The sequence below is a fragment of the Syntrophobacter fumaroxidans MPOB genome (genome assembly GCF_000014965.1).
In the GTDB taxonomy this organism is placed as follows: Bacteria; Desulfobacterota; Syntrophobacteria; order Syntrophobacterales; family Syntrophobacteraceae; genus Syntrophobacter; species Syntrophobacter fumaroxidans.
The window spans coordinates 1,950,511-1,968,527 of sequence record NC_008554.1; the positions used below are offsets into that span (position 1 = coordinate 1,950,511).

Sequence of the window (18,017 nt, forward strand, 5' to 3'; positions counted from 1 at the left end):
GGAAGACCCATGAACGTCAGCAAAGACACCATTCGACGCATTCAGGAACTCAAACAGGAAAAGAAAGCCATCATCCTTGCCCACAACTACCAGCCGCCCGCCATTCAAGACGTGGCGGACCTCACGGGCGATTCGCTCGAGCTCAGCAGGCATGCCTCCGCCACCGAAGCCGCGGTCATTGTTTTCTGCGGAGTGGGTTTCATGGCTGAGACGGCGGCGATACTCAATCCGGGCAAAATCGTCCTCCTGCCGAACCCCCGGGCCGGATGTCCCATGGCCGACATGATCACCCCGGGGAACGTGAAGGATATCCGAAGGCAATACCCCGGGGTACCGATCATCACTTATGTCAATTCCACGGCCGCCGTGAAAGCGGAGAGCACCGTCTGCTGCACTTCATCGAACTGCATCCGCGTCGCCCAATCGTTCAAGGACGCAGATACGCTCTACATGGCCCCGGATCAGAACCTCGCCATGTATACCGCCCGCCATACGGGTAAGACGATCCATTACTGGGAGGGTTATTGCCCGATTCACCACAAGCTCACCGCCGAGCAAGTCCGCAAACGGAAGGCCGAGCATCCGGAAGCCCTGTTCATCGCTCATCCCGAATGCCGCCCGGAAGTCCTGGAACTGGCTGACCTGGTGCACAGCACCTCCGGTATGCTTCGGTTCGTGAGCGAAAGCAGCGAGTCGTCGTTCATCATCGGCACGGAAACGGGCATCTTGTATCCCATGCAGAAGAGGAACCCGGAAAAGCGCCTCTATCCCGCATCCAATACGATGGTGTGCCCGGACATGAAGAAGACGAGCCTCGAGGACGTGCTGCGCTCGATGGAGACGATGGAGCCCCGGATCACCGTGCCCGAGGATATCCGCCTCCGGGCGCTGGAAGCCGTGGAGCGTATGCTCGCCATCCGTTGAGGATGGTCCGGGATACCGCGGAAGGATTGCCCGAACCGATGAGCAGCAGCAAACCTCGCATAGCCCTTACCATGGGCGATCCCTGTGGGGTCGGCCCCGACGTCATTGCACAGGCGCTCGCCTCCCCCACCCTCTTTGAGTGCTGCACGCCCATCGTCGTAGGGGACCCGTCCGCTCTCCAAAGATCGATGGCCCTGAGCGGTGCGTCCAAGAAGGTCCTTGTCCTCCGGGAACCGGCGGAGCTTCCCGACGATCCCGGGTCCGACCGCATCCCGCTGATCGCCCCGGTGGAGCTTTCCGGACGCGACATCGAGCACGGAAGACCGACCGCCGCGACCTGCGGGGCCGTCGTGCGATATATCGAGAGCGCCGTGGCTTTCGCCTTGGCGGGCCAGGTGCGAGGAGTCTGCACGGGGCCGATCAACAAAGCCCGCATGCACGAGCACGGTTTCGACTTTCCCGGCCACACGGAATTCCTCCAGGCACTCACCGGTTCCCGGCGGGTCGTCATGATGCTTGCCGGCCCCAGGCTGAGGGTGTCCCTGGCCACCATTCATGAAGCCCTCGCGGATGTTCCGGCCCTCTTGAACGTCGAGATGCTGCGGGAGGTGATCCGGATCACGGCTGAAGCCCTGATCCGCGATTTCGGCCTGCAGGCCCCGCGCCTTGCGGTGGCGGGACTGAATCCGCATGCCGGAGAAGAAGGCCGGTTCGGAAGAGAAGAGATCGAGATCCTCCGGCCCGCAATAGAAAGCCTCCGCCCTCCGGGCCGCTGTACGGTCACCGGCCCGTACCCGGCCGATACCTTGTTCCAGCGGGCTCATGCGGGCGAATTCGATGCCGTCGTAGCCATGTACCACGACCAGGGCCTGGTGCCCATCAAGCTCGTTCACTTCTACGACGCGGTCAACGTCTCCCTCGGCCTCCCCATCGTCAGGACCTCGGTCGATCATGGAACGGCTTACGATCTGGCGGGTACCGGCAGGGCCCATCCCGGAAGCCTGACCGCCGCCGTGCAGCTTGCTGCGTTGATGGCGCACAACCGGTTTGCCGCGGTTTCGCCGGTCGTACCCTGAACGAAACGCTGCATTCCGTCCGAACAGATGGCACCCATGGATCAGATCGTCATCAAAGGCGCCCGCGGGCACAACCTGAAAAACATCGATCTGGAGCTTCCCAGAAACCGGTTCGTGGTCATCACCGGCGTCAGCGGTTCGGGAAAATCCTCGCTGGCCTTCGACACCCTTTTTTCCGAAGGCCGGCGCCGCTATGTCGAATCCCTCTCCACCCATGCGCGGCAGATGCTGCAGCGGCTCTCCGCTCCCCCCGTCGATGAAATCCGCGGACTGAGTCCCGCCATAGCCATCGAACAGAAAGGATTGCCGCGCAATCCAAGGTCCACGGTCGGAACACTCACCGAAATCAACGACTATCTGCGGCTCCTGTATGCCCGCCTCTCCATCGCGCACTGTCCTTCCTGCGGACATCCCGTCCGAGCCCACACGGTGCCGCAAATGGTTCAGGAGGTATTGGCCGCATGGCCTTCCGGCAGCAGGCTCCTGATTGTAGCCCCCCTTGAACCCGTCCCTGCAAAGCATCTCCCGAAAGTTTTGCAGAAGCTGACAAGAGACGGCTTCGCCAGGATCAGGATGGATGACGTCGTCTTCGAGCTGGATCCCTTGCCGCTTCTTCCCCGGCGCGCTGAATTCCGCCTCGAAGTCGTCGTCGATCGCATCGTGCTCGACGAATCGAGGGCACGCAGGTTGACCGACTCTTTCGAGGTTGCCGCCGGAATCGGTCGCGGCATGACCGGCGCAGTGCGCCTCGAGGGCGGCGAGATGCGCTTCAGCGAAGCTCACCGCTGCGTCGCCTGCGGATACGATGTGCCCAGGCCGACACCCAGCCTCTTTTCCTTTCACCATCCCCTGGGAACCTGCCCGGAATGCCGCGGTCTGGGTTTTCTGGATCATACCGTTCCCGAGCCGGGCCGGCGGGTGAGGATTCGCGGGCCGGCAACCGGAACGGATGACGGGGACGCCGGAGTCGAGGAGGGGGATGGGGAGTCCCATCCCGGAAGGACAATCTGCCCGTCCTGCGGCGGATCGAGGCTCAATGGATCGGCACGGTCTTTTTTCCTGGGCGGCCTGGGCATCCACGAAGCGTGCGGGCTTCAGCTGCAGGCCGTGTTGGACTGGCTCGCGGACTTGAACCTCTCTTCCTCACAGGCGCTGATCGCGGATCGTCCCCTGCGGGAAATCATCGGCCGCTTGAACCACCTGCTCGAACTGGGACTGGCGTATCTCACCCTGGACCGCGCGGCCGACACACTTTCCGGCGGAGAGGCTCAGCGTATCCGTCTGGCGCACCAGCTCAGTTCCTCGCTTTCCGGCGTGCTCTACGTGCTCGATGAACCCAGCATCGGTCTTCACCCCCGGGATCACCGGAAACTGCTCGACATTCTCTTCCGCCTGCGCGACGCGGGCAACAGCGTCATCGTGGTCGAGCACGACCGGCAGACCATCCTCGAGGCCGACCACGTGGTGGACATGGGGCCCGGAGCCGGAGCCGGCGGCGGGGAGGTGGTCTTTTCCGGCACTGCCGCCCAAATGCTCGAGCATCCCGATTCCTTGACCGGGAAGTACCTCTCCGGCCGCAAGGTCATATCCATCCCGCCCAGACGGAAGCCTTTCGCTCGAGGCACACTCCAACTGCGCGGGGCGCGTGGGCACAACCTGAAAAACATCGACGTCGATTTCCCGCTGGGCTGCCTGATCTGTGTCACGGGGGTTTCGGGTTCGGGGAAAAGCACGCTTGTCCTGCACACACTTTACAGGGCGCTCGCCCGGCGACTTCACGGCAGCCGAAGCCCTGTCGCCCCTTTCGACACCCTCGGCAATGCCGAAGCCGTCGGGAAAATCCTTCTCATCGATCAGTCACCGCTGGGCAAGACGCCAAGATCCACCCCCGCCACCTATTCCGGCCTTTTCGACCACATCCGCCAGGTATTCTCGCAAGTGCCTGAAGCCCGCGCCCGAGGATACCGTCCGGCGCGGTTCTCCTTCAATGCCAAGGGGGGCCGCTGTGAAGCCTGCAAGGGAGAAGGCCTTCAGCGGATCGAAATGTACTTCCTGCCCGACGTCTACGTCACTTGCCCGGTCTGCGGCGGAACGCGCTACGGCAACGACACCCTGGACATCCTTTTCAAGGGGCATTCCATCGCCTCCGTGCTCGACATGACCGTGCACGAAGCGGTCGTTTTGTTTGAGAACTTCACCGCCATCCGCGCCAAGCTCGATACCCTCATTGAAGTGGGCCTCGGATACCTTCGGCTCGGGCAGCCGGCCAACACTTTGTCGGGCGGTGAAGCACAACGCGTCAAACTGGCCGCGGAACTCGGCGTCAAGGGAATCGGAAGGGCGCTCTACATCCTCGACGAACCCACTACCGGCTTGCATTTCGAAGACATCGAGCGGCTGCTGCACGTGCTCCAGAGGCTGGTCGACCTCGGCCACACGGTGATTCTTATCGAACATCATCCCGACGTGGTCAAGACAGCCGACTACGTGATCGATTTGGGCCCTGAAGGAGGAGAGCAAGGCGGGTATCTCATCGGAGCCGGCAGCCCGGAGGAGCTTTCCACGGTTGAATCTTCCTTTACCGGCCGTTACCTGAGGGAGGTTTTGAAACGAACTTCCGTTCCGGAAGGTAAACTTGACGGGAGGGAATGATGTTTTCCCCATGCGCCATCCGACCGGCGCACCCCTGCGGAGGAATTCCGCGACGCGGAGACATGGCTCGGCACGCCCGCCGCACAGCCCGACGAGCCGGTGTCGCGTGGTTTTACCGTGAATTGGGTTGAAAGATTTGTGAAAGCGGGGACGAGCCCCTCAGTCTTCCGCGATCGTCGATGAGCGGCCACTCGTTCCCGGGCAGGAGAAGTTCGGCCATACCCGCCCATCCGGCGAACGATCCGATTGATTTTCCGGGGAAACGTTTCAAGAAGAGCGATTGGCTGAATCAGCTTCCGAAAGAGAGATGGTAAGCGATGGAATCGAGCTTTATCGTGAAATCGACATTCTCCACATGGCAGCAGTCCGGAACCTGAATCTGCACGGGCGCGAAATTCAAGATGCCGTTTATACCGGCCAGCACCAGTTGATTGGCCACACTTTGCGCCTCGCTCGCCGGAGTGGTGATGATCCCCACGTGCACTTCGCGTTCCTTGATGACGTCTTCAAGCTCATCGACGTGATTGATGACCAGACCGTTGGGCAGTCGCTTCCCGACTTTCTGGGGATCGACATCGAAGGCCGCGGTGAACATGTATCCGTGCTTGATGAAATTACCATGCCGGATGAGCGCCGATCCCAGGTTCCCCAGCCCCACCATGGCCAGGTTCCACGGGCGGTTGAGACCGAGGATTTCCTTGATCTGATTGACCAGTTCGTTCACCCGGTAACCGACTCCCCTCACCCCGAATTCGCCGAAGTACGCGAGGTCTTTGCGAATCTGCGCGGGATTGACTCCGCATTGCTTGGCCAACCTCTCCGAGGAGATCACATCCACATCGTCTTCCAGCAATTCCTGCAGAGTCCGCATGTAAATCGAGAGTCTGATGATGGTAGCCATTGGAATTTTGGCAAATTTCATTCCCGACCTCAAGAGACAAGCCGCTGGATTTGCGAATGACCAGCAGCTTTGCGCGGTGAAGATATTCAGCGCAATTGTGTGATATAATTCACATTGCTCGGCCCAAAAAAAAGCCCGAAGGCTTTCCGTAATCAGACCCGGGGGCGGGTTTGAATCCCGCCCCCGGTACACGATTTCACAGCCGGGTTATTTGCCCAGACCCACAAAACCCTGCATCGCGGTGGACACGGGGTTCGCGTAGATGAGGATCAGAGAAACAACCAGGGCGTAGATCGAGAGGGACTCGATCATGGCCAGACCGATCAGCATGGTAACCGTAACCTTGCCGGAAGCCTCGGGATTGCGGGCGATGCCTTCGACCGCGCCACGAACCGCCATGCCCTGGCCGATACCGCAACCGAAAGCGGCGATCGCGATGCCGAAACCGGCGGCAACAGCGGAGTAAACGAAGAACTGCACACCGGCTGCCTTTTCACCACCACCCGCCTCAGCGGCGAAAGCGGCGGCAGTCAACCCGAGGACCAACAACGTCGTAAAAAGCGTAACTTTCCTGGACATTTAGAAAAACCTCCTTGTTTGTTTGAAACAGTGCCTCGAAACCACAACCAATATGTCGAACGGCCTTCCTCCAACCCTAACCGCCAGTTTAATGCGCGTGTTCGATCGCTCCGGCGAAATACATCATGGACAGCAGGCAGAAAATGAATGCCTGGATGAATCCGGTGAACAATCCCAGGAACATCATCGGCAGGGGCGCCAGGTAGAAACCGGCCAGGAAAAACAGAATCCCCAGCACCAGCTCTTCTCCGAACACGTTCCCGAAAAGACGGATGGAGAGGCTGAGCACACGGGCGATGTGACCGATGATTTCAATGGGCATGATGAGCGGAGTCAGCCACCAGACGGGCCCCATAAAATGCTTGATGTACTTGACGCCGTGGAATTTGATGCCGATCACGTGCGTGAACACCACCGAGATCAGCGCACAGGCCGCCGTCGTATTGATGTTCGCCGTGGGAGAGAAGAACCCCGGAATCATGCCGAGGTAGTTGCTGAAAAGGATAAACATCCCGAGGGACGCGATCAGGGGGAACACGAAACGTCCCTCCTCCCCGGTGATCGAGATCATGAAATCCTCGATGCCGGTGATCACGACTTCAAAAAAGTTCTGAGCGCCCTTGGGCACCATTTCGAGGCCCTTGGCGGCCATACTGCCCAAGCCGAGCAGAACCAGCATGACCACCCACGTGTAGGTCACATGAGGCTGAAGCAGGAAATCTCCAAAGGACTTGGCCTGCTCCGGGCCAACCACGTGAAGGCCCAGCTTCTCAAACAGCAGATTCAAGAAAAGAATCGGGTGTTCCATAACTCAGCTTTCCCCCTTTTTTGCCAGCAACACCAATAGTTCCAGCCCTCCAACCAGAAATATGCTCAAAACCACCACGGACAGCCCAACCACAAAAGCAATGGGGTTCGCCCATCCGTAATACATGACCACGAACACCAGGAACAACGTCGCCAGGAAACGCAGGTAGTAACTGGCGAAGAGCCCTGCTTTGCCCGGAATCCTGCCGGGCACCAGGAACGCCCGCCTGAGCTGCCACTTGAGCACCTGGAAGCTCAAGATGACGATGACTCCACCCAGAAACACGCCAAGAGCCATCCGGGCATCATAAAGAACCCACGCCCCAAGCGTCGCGGCCGCCAGCAGGATGGCGCCGACCCGCTCGATGCGCCGCACAAGCCTTTCACCTGCCAGTGTGTCCCCCACTACTTGCCGGAGCCCTTTTCGTCTTCCTTACGCTGCTTCACCGCAAACCGATAATAGTTGAGAAAACCGGCAGCGATTCCGAACACGAGAAAAATCAAAGTGAGCAACGGTGAGGAGTCAAACGTTTTATCCAGCCAGCGGCCAAAGAGAATACCGATGAAAATCGACAAAACGAACTGAAGCCCCACTGAGCTGGCGTCCGCCAGCTGCCTTAGATATTTCCTGTTTTCTTCCTTCAAGGGCTCATCTCGTGTAAATGTTCACACGCATGCCTATCACACTACCCCCTGCGCGTCAACGGCTATTTTCACGGATTAAAATGCACAAAGCTCCTTGACCCGCACGAATGCATTTCCGGCCGCTTCGATGGTGAAATCCAGATCTTTGCTTTCGTGCGCCATGCTCAAAAAGAACGCTTCGAACTGTGCCGGCGCGAAGTACACCCCCCGGTTCAACATCTCCCGGAAGAAGACGGCGTAGGCATCCGTGTTGGAGGCGAGGGCCGACGCGAAGTCGAAAACGGGCTCGGAAGTGAAGAAGCCGCACCCCAGGGAGGCGATCCGGCTGGTGAATACCGGCACCCCGGCGGCCCCGGCCGCCTCATTGAGTCCATCGACCAGATGGTTCGTCTTCTCTTCCAGGGACTCATACACCCCGTCCTCGCAGAGCAGGTCGAGCGTGGCGAGCCCGGCCGCCATGGCCAGGGGGTTCCCGGAGAGCGTCCCTGCCTGGTAAACGTTGCCCACGGGAGCCATCTTCATCATGATGTCGCGTCTTCCCCCATAGGCCCCCACCGGGAGACCCCCGCCGATGATCTTTCCCAGGCAGGTGAGATCGGGGGTGACCCCGAAGAATTCCTGTGCTCCTCCGCGAGCGAGCCGGAACCCCGTAATGACCTCATCGAAGATCAGCAGCGCCCCGTGCTTGTCGCAAAGCTTGCGCAGCCCCTCCAGGAATCCCGGCCTGGGAAGCACCAATCCCATGTTGGCCGCGACCGGTTCCAGGATGATGGCGGCGATCCGGTCCCCGTCCCGCTCCATGACGCTCTCGACTTCATCGAGGTCGTTGTACGAGAGGGGGATGGTGTGGCGCACGACTTCCTCGGGAACTCCCGGCGACCCGGGGATTCCGAAGGTGGCCAGCCCGGACCCGGCCTTGACCAGCAGGCAATCTCCGTGCCCGTGGTAGCAGCCGTTGAATTTGATGATGCCGGGCCTTCCGGTATACCCCCTCGCCAGCCGGATAGCGCTCATCGTGGCCTCGGTGCCCGAGTTCACCATCCGCACCATCTCGATGGACGGCACCATCTCCACCACCTTGCGGGCCATCCGCACTTCGATCTCCGTGGGGATACCGTAGGAAGTCCCCTTTTCCACCGCCGCGCGCACCGCTTCCACCACCGCCGGGTGAGCGTGCCCGACAATCAGGGGACCCCAGGAAGCCACAAAGTCCACATAGCGGTTGCCGTCCTCGTCCCACAAATAACAGCCCTTGGCTTCCCGGATAAAGATGGGGTTCGTGCCGACGGCCCGCCCCGAGCGCACCGGGCTGTTGACGCCCCCGGGAATGAACCGGCCGGCGTCTTCATAGAGAAGGTTGGATCGATCTCTCGTCATCAGTTTCTCGCTTCCTCCCCGCGCATAAAGGTCCCGGGGCCGGGAACTGCGGCGCATCCCGTCCCGGGGAGCCTGAACGGAGGGTGACTTGATGTGAGCGATTCCATGGCTCAAAGCGCCGATCCGGGCAGGCGCAAAGCCCGCTCCCGCGAAAGGCCGACCAGTCGGTCGGGCAAGGGCAAGGCCTGCCCCCTCGCGGTGAATCGCGCTTTCCCCGCCCCGTGGCAGGAAACGCTCAATTCAGATACAAATCCGGGGAGTCAAACTCCCCGCTTTGGGTTTCAGACCGAGGTGCGTTCAAGATGACAAAACACCTGCCCGTCAGACGTAGGTCACGCGGGCGGAGATGCCCTCCCTACGGGACCGGGTCCGTTCAGGCATGCCGCGCCCGCTTTTTTCCGAGATGCTTTCAAGAAACGCCATCCCCGACACGCTTCTCGCTTTCGAGCGGCGCAATCTCGTATTGTTCCAGGTGAAAGCCCGGGTCTCCCTTTACCATTATGCGCGCATGGAGCGTCTCCTCCACTCTTTCGAGCGGTCCCCGGTCCTCGTCGCAGAACCGCGCGGCGACCTCCGGATGCGCCAGCACCATGATATTCTGACCGTACAGATCACGCTTCTCGCGCTCCAATTCCCGCAGGATCTCGTAACAAACCGTCTGCCGTGATTTCAGGTAGCCCTCGCCCTCGCAATAGAAGCACGGCTCGCAAAGCACCTGCCCGATGCTTTCCCGGGTCCGCTTGCGGGTCATTTCGATGAGCCCCAGTTCCGACATGTGAAGGATGTTGGTCTTGCTCTTGTCCTTATGCATGGCGTCTTTGAGGGCGTTGCACACCTTTTCCCGGTTGCTCTCCTTTTCCATGTCGATGAAATCGATGATGATGATTCCCCCGATGTTGCGCAGCCTGAGCTGGTATGCGATTTCCTTCACCGCCTCCAGGTTGGTCTTGAGAATAGTCTCCTCCAGGTTGCGCTTCCCCACGTACCGTCCGGTGTTGACGTCGACGGCGGTGAGCGCTTCGGTCATCTCGATGACGATGTAGCCTCCGGACTTCAACCAGATTTTCTTGCTCAGCGCCCGCTGGACTTCCATTTCGATGCCGTACGCGTCGAAAATGGGTTCATCCCCTTCGTAAAGCTCGATGGAACTCTGCAGGGCGGGCAGGAACGTTTCAATGAAATTCGTGATTTTCTTGTGCTCGCTCCGGGAATCGATCACGAGCCGATCCACTTCCTTTGTGAACAGATCGCGCACGGCCCGCAGCGTAATGTCCAATTCCTGGTAAACGAGGGAAGGAACCGATGCGCTTTCGAATCGGCGCTGAATGTTCTGCCAGACCTTCACGAGGAAATCGACTTCGACCTGCAACTTCTCCGGTTCGGCTCCTTCCGCAGCGGTCCTCACAATGAACCCGCAGTGGGAGGGTTTGATTTCGCACATGATTTCCCGGAGTCGCTTGCGTTCCACCTCGTTCTCGATGCGCCTCGACACCCCTACGTGATCCATGGTGGGCATGAAAACCAGATGCCTTCCGGGAAGCGTGATGTGCGTCGTGATGCGCGCGCCCTTGTGTCCGATCGGTTCCTTGGCCACCTGGACCAGGATTTCCTGGCCTTCCTGGAGGCGCTCCTCGATGGGAACGCTGCTGTAATATCTCTGGAGATCAAGCACGTCCTGGAATTCGGGCGCGCCCGGTTCCCTGGCCGAGTCGACCTTTTCGACGTCCGGTTCCACCTCGCACGTGGACAGAAGCAGTTGCTCAACGTCGCCCATGGGATGGTGGATGTCGCTGACATACAGAAAGGCGGCCTTCTCCAGATCGATATCGACAAAGGCGGCCTGCATCCCGGGCAGCACCTTGACGACGCGTCCCTTGTAGATGTTGCCGGCAATCCCTCGATCCGAGCTGCGCTCGATGTGGAGCTCCGCCACCTGGCCGTTTTCCACCAGGGCCACACGAGTCTCAAAAGCGCTACCGTTGATAATTAGCTCTGCGGACATCCTCTTTTCCCTCCAATTCCGCAAAGGGTGAGATCGCTACTTTGCAGATCCCGCATTCGGCTATCTGGTCGCTCGCCTCGGGCAGCAGCTGAAGCATGATCGCCCCCGGCCTGATGCTCATCTGTTGAGTCTCCAGGAGATCCATTTCAAGGGAGGAATCATTCACCTGCCGGACATCGAGAAGAACGTCCCCGAGCTGCGCCCTCACTTCCCCTTTCTTGGTCTTCTTCACCAGTTCGAGGTCGAGGCGCTGGGACCAGACCTGCAAGATACTCCTCACCACGAAAAGGCTCAAGTGAGATATCCGGTAGGTGGCCCGGCCCCTGGCGCAGGCAGGCGGTTTCTTTTCCAGGCAACGGACCTCCTCGATGCGAACCCCGGGGGGGAGATGCCTGTTGAGCCGACGGCCGACCTCATCGGGATCGAGCTTTACGGCAAGGGCGAGCGAGGCTTCCCCCACCAAAGTTTCCATACCCACGGGCATGGCTTCGCCGAAGGACATCTTGAGGTGAGGGTGAAAACCCTGTGAATAGACGGCGGGCAAGCGTTCCCGTCGCACCGCCCGGCTGAAGCTCCGGGCGATTTCAAGCTGACCGAGAAACCGCGCCTTGCCCAACTTCGAATAGCGCACCACGTACAGGAACGTCCGGTCCTCGCCGCCCCCGGCCGCGTGTGCCGCGGCCGTCGCGGCGACTGCTTCGTCCCGAAACAGCACGGGCCCGACCCGCTCATGATCGCAGGCTCCGCACTGCGAACACCGATCCCACCGGCAGTCGCCGGTGAATTCCCCGGCCAGAGACCGTTCATATTCCTTCCGCAGAAAATCCTTTTTCACCCGGGCGGAAAGGTGGTCCCAGGGCAGGGTCTCATCGACCGCCCGTTCCCGGAGACTGTAAAAGGAAGGATCGACCCCGGTTTCCCGGAACGCGCGTTCCCATATGTCCTCTCGAAGAAACTCGGTCCAGCCGTCGAACCTCGCCCCGAGCCGCCATGCACGAACCAGAGGCCCGAGCAGCCTGCGGTCGCCCCGGGCGAAGACGGCCTCCAGCATGCTGTGAGCCGGATGGTGCCATTTGAGGCGCATCCCGGGCTTCCTCAACCGTTCCTTGAACAGGCCCAGGCGGCGCTCCATTTCCGGTCGCGACAATTGCGGCACCCATTGAAAGGGAGTCTGCGGCTTGGGCACGAACGTGGAAATCGATACGTTGACCGAAGACCGGGATGTCTTCCCCAGCCGCCAGACCTTCTCGCACAGGTCCACCAGGCACTCCAGGTCGTCATCGGTCTCCGTGGGCAATCCCGTCATGAAATACAGCTTCAGCAGGCGCCATCCGAGACCGTACGCATTCTCGGCGGCATCCAGCAGGTCCTCGTCCCGGACCCCTTTGTTGATCACGCGGCGCAGCCGTTCACTGCCTGCCTCAGGGGCAAGCGTAAAGCCGGTCTTGCGGACCTTGCGGATGAGCTCCATAAGCTGCGGGGTCAGCGTGCCCACGCGCATGGACGGCAGGGAAACCGCGATTCTCTCCGGTGCGCAACGCTCCATGAGCGCCGCCAGGAGGGGCTGGATCCGGCAGTAGTCGCCGGTGCTCAAGGAAAGCAGGGACATTTCCTCAAAACCGCTGTTGGCGAGCGCCGTTTCAGCCTTGCTCAACACCACCCGGGGATCGCGCTCCCGCACGGGCCGATAAATGAAGCCGGCCTGGCAGAACCTGCACCCCCTCGTACACCCTCGAGCGATCTCCACCCCCAGCCGATTGTGCACGATGTCCAACAGCGGCACCAGGGGGTTCTCCGGAATGGGACTGCCGTTGTCGAGGTCGAGGACCAACCGTTTCCCGATCGAGCGGTACTCTTCAACCAAAGGCTCCACGGAGGCGATTGCGCCGTCCCGCAGATAACGGACTTCAAAGAGCGACGGGACGTACACTCCTTCGATCTTGCGGGCTTCATCCAAAAACGCCCGACGCCGCCTTCCATCCGATCGCTTCCAGTCCCTGTAGAGCTTCACCAGTTCCGCCAGAACTTCTTCGGCTTCTCCGAGGACGACCAGATCGAAAACGTCCGCCAGCGGTTCCGGGTTGAAAGCACACGGCCCGCCGGCGATCACAAAGGGATGCCCGGCGGTCCGCAGGCTTGACTCGAATGGGATGTTCCCCAGGTCGAGCATCGTCAGGATGTTCGTATAGCTCAGCTCATACTGCAGGCTGAAGCCCAGGAAATCAAACTCCGAAAGGGGCCGATCGGTTTCGATGCCTCGCAGAGGCTGCCGCAGCGACCTCAACCTTTCCTCATAGTCGAGCCACGGCGCATACACCCGGTCCGCCATGACGTCATCCATCCGGTTGAGAAGGTGATAGAGCAGTCGCAGACCGAGATGGCTCATCCCCACTTCATAGACGTCGGGAAAGGCCAGAGCGAAGCGCACCGCGGCTTCGTCGAAATCCTTGCGGTACGCGTTCGCCTCACCTCCTATGTAGCGTCCGGGCTTTTCAATGCCGTACAGCGTTTTCTCCAGCATTCGAGAACTTCCTGTGCACCGGCGTCGAGCGCCGGCGGTGCATCCCGCGTTCATCCGCATTCGGAGCTGAACGGAACGCATATGAAAACATTCCGGGAAGCGCCGCATCGCGGCGCCTCGGCAATTTGTCGGAAAGAGACGACGGACATTCGCACGGCCCTTCGACAACGCCCGGGCCGGAAGATTTCCGCAAAGTAAAACATATATTTATACTTTTCTTCCCGGAAAAGAGTCAACCCAAAAGCGGCCGCGGGCAATTGAAGCGCGCGGTTTCCCGGGACGGAACCCGTCGGAATCGCTCCGTTTCGCCGTCCCGCAACGGGGAATCCGACCTCCCATTGTGCTCGCGCACGTCAGGCATTACATTCCATTCCAGGGCAAAGGGTGGCTCCCGGGATCCTCCAAGGGGGGAAGCCGGTCTTTGGGCTTAAATTCCGCTTGCAATCTTCAAGGGAGCGTGTTATCGCTTTTTCCTGCCTCACAATCGGCGCGATAAGAATAACGATGCGTGTTTGAGACATCGACCATTCAGATCATAGCGTCCAGCAATTAAAACATTGCGAATCAAGCTAAGGAGGAAAGATCATGAAGGTGTTTGTGGGTGGCGTTGCAGCAGCGTTCCTGGGTCTTATCGGTGTTATTGCTTTCAGCGGGCAGTTCTTCAACCTCATCGCCGGTGCCATTCCGCTGGTCCTCCTGCTTGGCGGCGCCATGGCAGCTTACTTGGGCTATGACGAAGTGAAAGAGAAGCTCCCCTTCCCCAAGAACAGGGAAGCCGAGGGAGAAGTCGGCTCCGAAGCGGGCGTCAAGGAAGAAGCCGAAAAATATCGGCAGGAAGTGGAAAGACTGAAAGCGGAGCTCGAAAAGGCGAAGTCCGCCTAGACCGCCGGTCGTTTCCGTTTTCTCGGCAAATCATGAAGCCGCCTCGATGATTCGGGGCGGCTTTTGATTTCCGCCGCCGGTTCGCGGGGCCGCATTCCGTTCCCGGCCGCTGTGCCGGACAACCCGCGGACACCGCGTCAGGCGTGGGCTTCGGCCCAGTTGTCCCCCCATCCCAGTTCGACCTTCAACGGCACATCGAGTTTCCAGACATCCTCCATGACCCTCCGCACAAGCTCCTGCGCCGCCGCCAGCTCTTCCCGCGGCGTCTCGAAGACCAGCTCGTCATGCACCTGCAGCAGCATGACCGTGCGCAGCCCGCTCCCGTTCAAGGCATCTTCGGCGTCGATCATCGCCTTCTTGATGAGGTCGGCGGCCGTGCCCTGGAGAGGAGTGTTTATGGCCAGTCGCTCGCCGAGCTGTCGAATGGTCTTGTTGCGGCTCTGCAACTCGGGGATGAAACGGCGCCGGCCGAGCAGCGTTTCGCTGTAACCCAGACGCCGTGCCAGCTCGATGGTGGTGTCGATGAATCTTCGCACGCCGCGGTAGCCCTGAAAATACTTGTCGATGGCGGTCCTGGCCGTTTTCGTGCTGATCCGCAACCGCTGCGCCAGCCCGAAAGGTCCCATGCCGTAGATGATTCCGAAATTGATCGTCTTGGCCTGGCGTCTCATCTCGGGCGTGACCTCGATCGGGGAGACACCGAACATTTCCGCGGCCGTGCGTCGGTGGATGTCCTCATCGTCGCGGAAGGCCTCGAGCAGGTGCTCGTCCTTGCTGCAGTGGGCGAGGATCCGCAGCTCGATCTGCGAGTAGTCGGCCGAAAGCAGCAACCACCCGGGGGCGGGGATGAACGCGGAGCGGATTTTCCTCCCCTCCTCCGTCCTTATGGGGATGTTTTGCAGGTTCGGATCCGAGCTGCTCAACCGGCCGGTGGCCGCGACGGTCTGGTTGTAACTCGTGTGGATGCGCCCGGTCCGGGGATTGATCAGCTTCCCCAGGGCATCCGCGTAGGTTCCCTTGAGCTTTGCCAGCGTGCGGAAAACCAGAACGTGATCCGCGATGGGATGTTCGAGCGCCAGTTCCTCGAGCACCGCCATGTCCGTGGATGGGCCGCTCTTGGTCTTCTTCACCACGCGCAGGCCGAGTTTCTCGAACAAAATGTACGCCAGTTGCTTGGGAGACTGAATGTTGAATTTTTCCTTGGCCAGATCGTAGATTGTGTCGGCGGTCCGATCGAGGGCTTTCTGGAAATCGATGGAAAGGGATTCCAGTTTCTCCGCGTCGGCCGTTATCCCTCTGAATTCCATGCGGGCCAGGACCGTGATGAGGGGCAATTCGATCTTTTCGAACAGCTCCGTCAGCCTGGATTCATCGAGCTTGCGCTTCAAAACGGGGTGCATCCGCCGGGCCGCGTCGGCCGCGGCACACGAATAGGCGGCGGCCCGCCCGATGTCGATGGTGTCGAAGCCGACCTGCGATTTCCCCTTCCCCGTGACGTCTTCGTAGGAATCGATGTTCTCACCGAGGCATTCGGCGGCAACGCGGTCGATGCCGTAGTTCTGTTTTCCCGGATCGAGCAGGTAGGCGGCCACCATCGTGTCGAAGGCAATCCCCCGCAACTCGATTCCGTGCTTCTTAAAAACGATCCAGGCGGTTTTGAGATCGTGCCCGATTTTGGCCGGTCGGGAACGGCCAAGCACCGGTTCGAGCGCGGCGAGCGCAACGGCCGCGGGCAGTCGGCCATCGCCTTCCGAACCGTCCGGGCCCAGGGGAACGTACCAGGCCCCGTCGTCCTCGAAACCGAACGAAAGCCCCGCAAGGTCCGACGCCATCGCATCCTTGCGCGTGGTTTCAACCTGGATCGAAACGACGGGCTCGCCCGCCAGGCGTTCCGCAAGTGTTCGCAGCTCATCCATGGAGCCCGCGATCTTGTGTTTCGTTCGGCCCGCGGGGGCCGCGGCGGCTGGTTCGACCGCATTCAATTCCTTTCGCAGGGAATCGAGCAGCGACCTGAATTCCAGTTCCTCGAAGAGTCCGATAAGCTGCGATTTGAGAGGCGGCCCCGGCGCGAACGCCTCGAGCTTCCTCTCCACGGGGACGTCTTCCCGAAAGGACACCAGCCGCCGTGACAGGAGAGCCTCTTCCCGGTGCTTTTCGAGCTTGTCGCGCACCGAAGCGGAGCCGACCCGGGCCAGGTTCGCGTATATCCGGTCCAGCGAACCCCATTCCTGCAGCAACTGTCTGGCCGTCTTGTCCCCGATGCCCTTGACGCCCGGGACATTGTCCGAAGAATCCCCGACCAGCGCAAGGTAGTCGACCATTCGCCCGGGCGGGACGCCGTAGCGGTCTTCCACCTCCCACTCCATGAACACCCGGTCCTTCTGGGGGTCCCATTGCCGCACGACGGGATCGTCGATGAGTTGATGCAGGTCCTTGTCGCTCGAGACGACAACCACTTCGATGTCCTGCTCCACGGCCCAGTGCGTCAGGGTGGCGATGAGATCGTCGGCCTCGTACCCCGGCAGCTCCATTTGGGGAATGCCGCGAAACCTCACCAGGTCCTTGATGTAAGGAATCTGGGCGATCATGTCCTCCGGAGCTTTCTGGCGGGTTGCCTTGTAGGGGGCGTACATCTCGTGACGAAAAGTGGGACCCGGGGCGTCGAAGACCACGCAGATGTAGTCCGGCTTTTTCTCCCGGACCACCTTGTCGAGCATCTGCGCGAAACCGAGGACGGCGCCCGTCGGGAACCCCCTCGAGTTGGTCAGCCGCGAGACGGCATAGTAGGCCCGGTAGATGTAGGAGCTTCCGTCAACGAGATAGAATGTCCTGGCTTGTTCCGTCATGATCGGGTCCGTTTTTCCCTTTCCCCGCCCGCGCCGGGTTTTCCCGTTTCTTGCGGGTTCCCGGAGCGGGCGGCAGGTATTCGAGATTGACATGACTCATGGCATAAAAGATGTTCCCGCGGACCTTGGCGTTCTTACGGTAGAGCCCTTCGAGCATGCTCCGGACCTCCTGCCTCTTGTTGAGCGGCGCGGATGGGCAACAGGTCGCCACGATCGGCAGTCCGAGCCGCTGGGAGAGGCGCAGCACCTTGGCCGCGGGGACCAGGGCCAGAGGCCGGATAACCGTCACGGCGCCGTCGAAAAACGACTGCCTGGGCACCATTCCGGCCACCTGGGCCCCGTAGAAGATATTGATGAAAAAAGTCTCGATGAGATCGTCCTGGTTGTGTCCCATGGCGATCTTGGAACACCCCAGCTCGTGCGCTTTCCGGAACAGGGCGGTCCGCCGAAGCCGCGAGCACAGAAAGCAGGGGTTCTCCCGGTTGTCGGGCCCGTGAGCGATCCGCCCGTGGTCGGTGCGGATGACTTCATAACGGAACCCTTCCCGGACGAAGAAAGCTTCGAGCCGGTCCGCTCCCTGCGGATCGAAACCCGGGTCCACGTGAACGGCAACCAGGTCGTAGCTGACGGGAATACGGCTCAAACGCTCCCGCAGCAGCCATAGCAGGAGCATGCTGTCCTTGCCGCCGGACACCGCGACCGCTATGCGATCCCCATCGTCGATCAGCTCGTATTCGTAGATGGCCTTGCCCAGCAGTCGGCGCACTTCCCGATCGATGTATGCCATGGTACTCCGCTTTCGCTC

The 18,017-nt window shown here is 60.6% G+C and carries 14 protein-coding genes; 4 read left to right on the top strand and 10 right to left on the bottom strand.

Annotation, left to right across the window (positions count from 1 at the left end; all coding sequences use genetic code 11):
* Positions 1 to 9 precede the first annotated feature (9 nt).
* The 3 genes from nadA to uvrA are packed head-to-tail and all read left to right on the top strand — an operon-like array spanning position 10 to position 4,652.
* Entirely contained in the window at positions 10 to 924 is a 915-nt protein-coding gene (gene nadA, locus SFUM_RS08270; RefSeq protein WP_011698457.1) for a quinolinate synthase NadA, read from the top strand.
* A 38-nt stretch (positions 925 to 962) separates the two neighbouring features.
* A complete protein-coding gene (gene pdxA, locus SFUM_RS08275; protein ID WP_011698458.1) occupies positions 963 to 2,000 on the top strand; it encodes a 4-hydroxythreonine-4-phosphate dehydrogenase PdxA in 1,038 nt (345 codons plus the stop codon).
* Positions 2,001 to 2,036: 36 nt separating this feature from the next.
* The gene (uvrA, locus tag SFUM_RS08280; RefSeq protein ID WP_150109467.1) at positions 2,037 to 4,652 is read left to right on the top strand and encodes an excinuclease ABC subunit UvrA; all 2,616 of its coding nucleotides are present in this window, start codon (positions 2,037 to 2,039) and stop codon (positions 4,650 to 4,652) included.
* Between the two features lie 289 nt (positions 4,653 to 4,941).
* Here uvrA and SFUM_RS08285 read toward each other — a convergent pair whose 3' ends face one another.
* The 8 genes from SFUM_RS08285 to SFUM_RS08320 form a co-directional block, all read right to left on the bottom strand.
* Positions 4,942 to 5,574, bottom strand: coding sequence for a redox-sensing transcriptional repressor Rex (locus tag SFUM_RS08285; RefSeq protein WP_011698460.1), 633 nt, complete (start codon positions 5,572 to 5,574; stop codon positions 4,942 to 4,944).
* Positions 5,575 to 5,760: 186 nt separating this feature from the next.
* Positions 5,761 to 6,132, bottom strand: a complete 372-nt coding sequence (gene atpE, locus SFUM_RS08290; RefSeq protein ID WP_083763992.1) for an ATP synthase F0 subunit C — start codon at positions 6,130 to 6,132, stop codon at positions 5,761 to 5,763.
* An 88-nt stretch (positions 6,133 to 6,220) separates the two neighbouring features.
* Positions 6,221 to 6,940 (bottom strand): F0F1 ATP synthase subunit A, encoded by a 720-nt coding sequence (gene atpB / locus SFUM_RS08295; protein WP_011698462.1) that lies wholly within the window; start codon positions 6,938 to 6,940, stop codon positions 6,221 to 6,223.
* A 3-nt stretch (positions 6,941 to 6,943) separates the two neighbouring features.
* Positions 6,944 to 7,315 carry an ATP synthase subunit I gene (locus SFUM_RS08300; protein ID WP_167321327.1) on the bottom strand — a complete coding sequence of 124 codons (372 nt, stop codon included), beginning with the start codon at positions 7,313 to 7,315 and terminating at the stop codon, positions 6,944 to 6,946.
* 29 nt (positions 7,316 to 7,344) lie between these two features.
* The gene (locus SFUM_RS08305) at positions 7,345 to 7,584 is read right to left on the bottom strand and encodes an AtpZ/AtpI family protein (protein ID WP_011698464.1); all 240 of its coding nucleotides are present in this window, start codon (positions 7,582 to 7,584) and stop codon (positions 7,345 to 7,347) included.
* A 75-nt stretch (positions 7,585 to 7,659) separates the two neighbouring features.
* On the bottom strand, positions 7,660 to 8,961 hold the full coding sequence (hemL, locus tag SFUM_RS08310) for a glutamate-1-semialdehyde 2,1-aminomutase (RefSeq protein WP_011698465.1): 1,302 nt from the start codon (positions 8,959 to 8,961) through the stop codon (positions 7,660 to 7,662).
* Positions 8,962 to 9,370: 409 nt separating this feature from the next.
* Positions 9,371 to 10,963: an Rne/Rng family ribonuclease gene (locus tag SFUM_RS08315; RefSeq protein WP_011698466.1), complete on the bottom strand. Its 1,593-nt coding sequence runs from the start codon at positions 10,961 to 10,963 to the stop codon at positions 9,371 to 9,373.
* On the bottom strand, positions 10,935 to 13,484 hold the full coding sequence (locus tag SFUM_RS08320) for a TIGR03960 family B12-binding radical SAM protein (RefSeq protein WP_011698467.1): 2,550 nt from the start codon (positions 13,482 to 13,484) through the stop codon (positions 10,935 to 10,937). The genes SFUM_RS08315 and SFUM_RS08320 overlap by 29 nt, the downstream gene beginning before the upstream one ends.
* Positions 13,485 to 14,069: 585 nt before the next feature.
* Here SFUM_RS08320 and SFUM_RS08330 point away from each other — a divergent pair.
* Complete coding sequence (locus SFUM_RS08330; protein ID WP_011698468.1) at positions 14,070 to 14,366, top strand: hypothetical protein; 297 nt, start codon at positions 14,070 to 14,072, stop codon at positions 14,364 to 14,366.
* A 137-nt stretch (positions 14,367 to 14,503) separates the two neighbouring features.
* Here SFUM_RS08330 and polA read toward each other — a convergent pair whose 3' ends face one another.
* Positions 14,504 to 17,212: a DNA polymerase I gene (gene polA, locus SFUM_RS08335; protein WP_011698469.1), complete on the bottom strand. Its 2,709-nt coding sequence runs from the start codon at positions 17,210 to 17,212 to the stop codon at positions 14,504 to 14,506.
* Complete coding sequence (locus tag SFUM_RS08340; protein ID WP_011698470.1) at positions 17,178 to 17,999, bottom strand: PP-loop family protein; 822 nt, start codon at positions 17,997 to 17,999, stop codon at positions 17,178 to 17,180. Before SFUM_RS08340 ends, polA begins: the two co-directional genes overlap by 35 nt.
* Positions 18,000 to 18,017: the final 18 nt, after the last annotated feature.

What these genes read in the sequence shown, in the direction of transcription:
- nadA (WP_011698457.1), top strand. Translation starts at nt 10, where the DNA reads ATGAACGTCAGCAAAGACACCATTCGACGCATTCAGGAACTCAAACAG.
- pdxA (WP_011698458.1), top strand. Translation starts at nt 963, where the DNA reads ATGAGCAGCAGCAAACCTCGCATAGCCCTTACCATGGGCGATCCCTGT.
- uvrA (WP_150109467.1), top strand. Translation starts at nt 2,037, where the DNA reads ATGGATCAGATCGTCATCAAAGGCGCCCGCGGGCACAACCTGAAAAAC.
- SFUM_RS08285 (WP_011698460.1), bottom strand. Translation starts at nt 5,574, where the DNA reads ATGAAATTTGCCAAAATTCCAATGGCTACCATCATCAGACTCTCGATT.
- atpE (WP_083763992.1), bottom strand. Translation starts at nt 6,132, where the DNA reads ATGTCCAGGAAAGTTACGCTTTTTACGACGTTGTTGGTCCTCGGGTTG.
- atpB (WP_011698462.1), bottom strand. Translation starts at nt 6,940, where the DNA reads ATGGAACACCCGATTCTTTTCTTGAATCTGCTGTTTGAGAAGCTGGGC.
- hemL (WP_011698465.1), bottom strand. Translation starts at nt 8,961, where the DNA reads ATGACGAGAGATCGATCCAACCTTCTCTATGAAGACGCCGGCCGGTTC.
- SFUM_RS08315 (WP_011698466.1), bottom strand. Translation starts at nt 10,963, where the DNA reads ATGTCCGCAGAGCTAATTATCAACGGTAGCGCTTTTGAGACTCGTGTG.
- SFUM_RS08320 (WP_011698467.1), bottom strand. Translation starts at nt 13,484, where the DNA reads ATGCTGGAGAAAACGCTGTACGGCATTGAAAAGCCCGGACGCTACATA.
- SFUM_RS08330 (WP_011698468.1), top strand. Translation starts at nt 14,070, where the DNA reads ATGAAGGTGTTTGTGGGTGGCGTTGCAGCAGCGTTCCTGGGTCTTATC.
- polA (WP_011698469.1), bottom strand. Translation starts at nt 17,212, where the DNA reads ATGACGGAACAAGCCAGGACATTCTATCTCGTTGACGGAAGCTCCTAC.
- SFUM_RS08340 (WP_011698470.1), bottom strand. Translation starts at nt 17,999, where the DNA reads ATGGCATACATCGATCGGGAAGTGCGCCGACTGCTGGGCAAGGCCATC.